This window comes from Fontibacter flavus, from assembly GCF_042432905.1.
Classification (GTDB): domain Bacteria; phylum Bacteroidota; class Bacteroidia; order Cytophagales; family Cyclobacteriaceae; genus Fontibacter; species Fontibacter flavus.
The window spans coordinates 1-3629 of record NZ_JBHLWI010000064.1; the positions used below are offsets into that span (position 1 = coordinate 1).

Here is a 3629-nt window from a genome sequence, read left to right on the forward strand (position 1 = left end):
AAAAAAAGCTAACCGAACCTCAGTTAGCTTTTTTAGTTTTTAAACCGACGATAATTAACTTTTACATCCCTTGGGACCGATATCTTTATTGTTGTTGTTCTTTACTGTCTTTCTATTATCTCTCATCTGCCCGTCCTCAGGACAGTCCGCCTGTTCTCCTGGTGCTGGGCCCCGCTGCAGTCACCCGTGCTGCAGTCATGGACCGGACGGCTCTCACCGTACCACACATGCTCCATCCTGGATGCCTCGACACCGCGCTTCACCAGGTAGTCCATCACTGACTTCGCCCTGCGCTCAGACAGCGCCATGTTGTAAGCATCACTGCCACGCTGGTCCGTATGCCCCTCGATATATAACCTCAGGTCCTGAAGCCTCCCCATCATGATGCCCACACGCTCAAGCTCCTTCCTGTGAACAGGCCTGATATCCGACCTGTCAAAGTCAAAGTAGACCACCGGAAGACCGTTCACCTCTTCCTGGATGCCCCTGAGCATATCCTCAAGGTCACAGGGGTCTTCAATCCCCTCCGGAAGCGCATACGCCTTATCCGGATCCGGGAACGCCTCTAGCACAAGTTCACTGCGCCTGTTCATCTGGTGCTCACGCTCAGGGCACGGCACGCCGTCCCCGCAGTCGTTCACAAGCTCGGATTCTCCGGACCATTCAAGTCTCACCCTCTCGCCCGGTATCCCGTAACCAGAAAGGTAATCCCTCACCGCATCCGCACGTCTTTGGCTCAGCGCCTCGTTGTACGCATCCGATGCCCTCGAATCCGTATGAGAGGATACAACCAGGTCCATGAAACCGTACCTGCCCATCAGCTCCGCCACCTTGTCAAGTGCCGGTGCAGCATCATTCCTGATCTCAGACCTGTCAAGGTCATAATACACAATGTCAACATATACCGGCGTGCGGTAAGGCACCGCAACAAGTCTGTACTCCCTGCTCAGCGTGTCGCCCTCCATCCCCTTCGTGCTCAGCGTGCTGTCAACCACACTGAAGTGGCCCGCCCTGCTGATCTTCAGCACAAAATCCGAAACCGGGTCCAGCACTGCACCGACCCTGCCGTCAGATTCCCTCACCGTCGCCGTCCTCTCATCTTTACCGAGCTCCGACAGTTCGACCTCGAAGGCGTCCCTGACCAGCAACCCGTCACAGTCCACAACAGATGCACGGAGGTGTTTGTAAAGGTCCTCTATCGTATAGATGTCATCAAGACCCTGTCCGCCAGGCCTGTCAGAGGTCAGGTAACGTCTGCCCTCAGGCGATACCGCATACGCAAAATCATCACGCTCGCTGTTGTAGGGAACACCCATGTTCCTCACTCCGCTGATGTTCCCGCCCACGTAGTCCGCCGTGAAAACATCCATGCCCCCCAGGCCAAGGTGGCCCCTCGACGAAAAATAAAACCTGTCACCGATACGTGAAGGGTGGCTGTCGCTCTCCGCAGTGTTCACCCCAGGGCCAAGGTTTACCGGATCCCCGAAGTTCATATCCCCGTCGAACTCCACATAATATATGTCATACTTCCCGTAGCCCCCCGGCATGTCCGAGGAAAAGTAAAGCCTTCCGGCCTCACCGTCCACAAAAGGCGTCATCACTCCGTATTCAAGGTCACTGTTGTAAGGGAAGGCCACGCTCTCCGTTATCTTCCCCTCACCGTCAAGCCTGCCGTAATAGATACCCGGCTGGATCTCCACTTCACGCATACCCTTCACCTTCGTCCTGCCCTCAAAGGCCGTGTAGAACACGATCCCCATGTCCGCAAGGACGCTCGGGCCGTTCAGCTGTACCACGTCCTCCAGGTCCGTCACCACCACCGACAGACTCCCGTCCTCCCCGCGGCTGTAGAGCCTGTAGTACTGGCGCTCGTTGAAGTTGCTCCGCTCGCTGCTGTAGATGCTGTTCTTCGCGTCCAGACGCACCGCAGGGCGCTGCGTGTCCCCAACAGGACCACGGTCGCTCGAAAAAAGCACATTGCCCTTCCCGTCAAAGGAAACCCCCATATCGGACCCCTCACTGTTCAGCCCTGCAACCGGTACAAGCTTCACGTTCGCACGCTGCCCCATAAGCGAACGCATGCCCGCAAAGTCAAGCTCCGGAAAGTCCGCCTCCGTATAGCCCGATCCGGAAAGTATATCCCCCACCGAATCCATTCGGCCCGCCTGTACCGCAGAACGCAGGTACTTCACAAAATCATCCCTGTCAGATCCCTCATGGGATACCGTAACACCCCACCATTCAAAGGACTTTGCATAATCGCCCATGATGCTGTAGGTCTGTGCCGCCATCCGCGCCGTCTCATAACGGCCACGTCTGCCGTAGGCCTCCGTGTACGTGTCGGCAGCCTCCGCATAGTTGCCCAGCGAATACTGCCTGTCCGCATATCTCAGAAGCGAACTCTGTGCCGCCGAATCAAAAACCAGCAGCATTACGGCCGAAAGGCCCAAAAACAATATCTTATATCCAGTCTTCATGATCAGAACCATCTAGGGTTTTTCAATTTAACACTTCTCGGCGAAAGATAATAACCTACCGACAGTTCATGTGAATTGTGCCTGTAATTCTGAAGCACGTTCAGGTTGTGGTCGTACGCATAACCGATCCTCAGGTTGTCCGTCGCAAAGATCTCCGCAACAAATGCCACAGCAGTCCTGTTGTTCAGGTTCCCCGAAAGGCCCTCATCGTTGATCTTCACATTCGAACGGTAAGATGCACCCAGCCACACACGCTCCATGAACAGGAACATACCGTTCAGATCATAGCTCGTAGGAGAGCCCTTCACTTCCTTCACCAGAAAACTCGGCTTGAACTGTATCTTCTCCGTAAGCGGGAAAAGTGCGCCCGCGGTAAGATAAAAATGCAGGTCGTGGTACGCAAGCGCTATGTCGCTGCGCTCAAGCGCGCCCTTGCCGATCATGTTGTAAGCACTGAAGCCCGCATAAAAACGGCTGTTGTGCCAGAAAAGACCAGTGTTCATGTTCGGCGTGAAAAACGAAACCCTACCCACAGGAATGTTCTGGTCGCCCTCGTCATTGTACTGCAACAGGTCCCCGTCTATCATGTACTCCGATACCCCCGCACTCGCTCCAAGGCTCAGAAAGGACTCCTCGCCCACCTGGAGCCTGTACGCATACGTCAACAGACCCCCCGTCGTACGCGCAGGACCGATCTGGTCGGTCATCAGCGACACACCGAATCCCATCATGCCCTCGTTCGCACTCAGGTCCGCAGTGACCGTAAAGGTACGCGGCGCACCCGGAAGGTTAACCCACTGGCTCCTGTAGGTGCTCTGTACATAGCCCTCACTCTTATAGCCCGCATATCCCGGGTTGATGTGAAGACCGTTGAAAATGTACTGGCTGAACTGGGGCAGCTGCTGCCCCTCTGTGGCCGATACGGACACCAGGACCGCAATCAGCGCAATCATCGAAATCCTAAAAATACCTCTCATCTTTTCTGTCGGTTTAAATCTCTATCTCGCCAGACGGGACACCCGCCCGTATGACCGGAACCCGGTCAAAAACGCCCCCGGGACCCCAACAGCACCAGAAATAACCCCCGGTAAACTGTCAAATATTCTTTTATGCCGTAAACATACATTTTTTTGCTTTTCATGTCAAGCATCA

2 protein-coding genes are annotated in these 3629 nt (G+C 54.9%); both read right to left on the reverse strand.

Annotated elements, in window-relative coordinates:
* Positions 1 to 122 precede the first annotated feature (122 nt).
* Positions 123 to 2489 (reverse strand): OmpA family protein, encoded by a 2367-nt coding sequence (locus ACFFIP_RS17800; RefSeq protein ID WP_382389113.1) that lies wholly within the window; start codon positions 2487 to 2489, stop codon positions 123 to 125.
* The gene (locus ACFFIP_RS17805) at positions 2480 to 3454 is read right to left on the reverse strand and encodes a PorP/SprF family type IX secretion system membrane protein (protein ID WP_382389114.1); all 975 of its coding nucleotides are present in this window, start codon (positions 3452 to 3454) and stop codon (positions 2480 to 2482) included. The genes ACFFIP_RS17800 and ACFFIP_RS17805 overlap by 10 nt, the downstream gene beginning before the upstream one ends.
* Positions 3455 to 3629 lie beyond the last annotated feature (175 nt).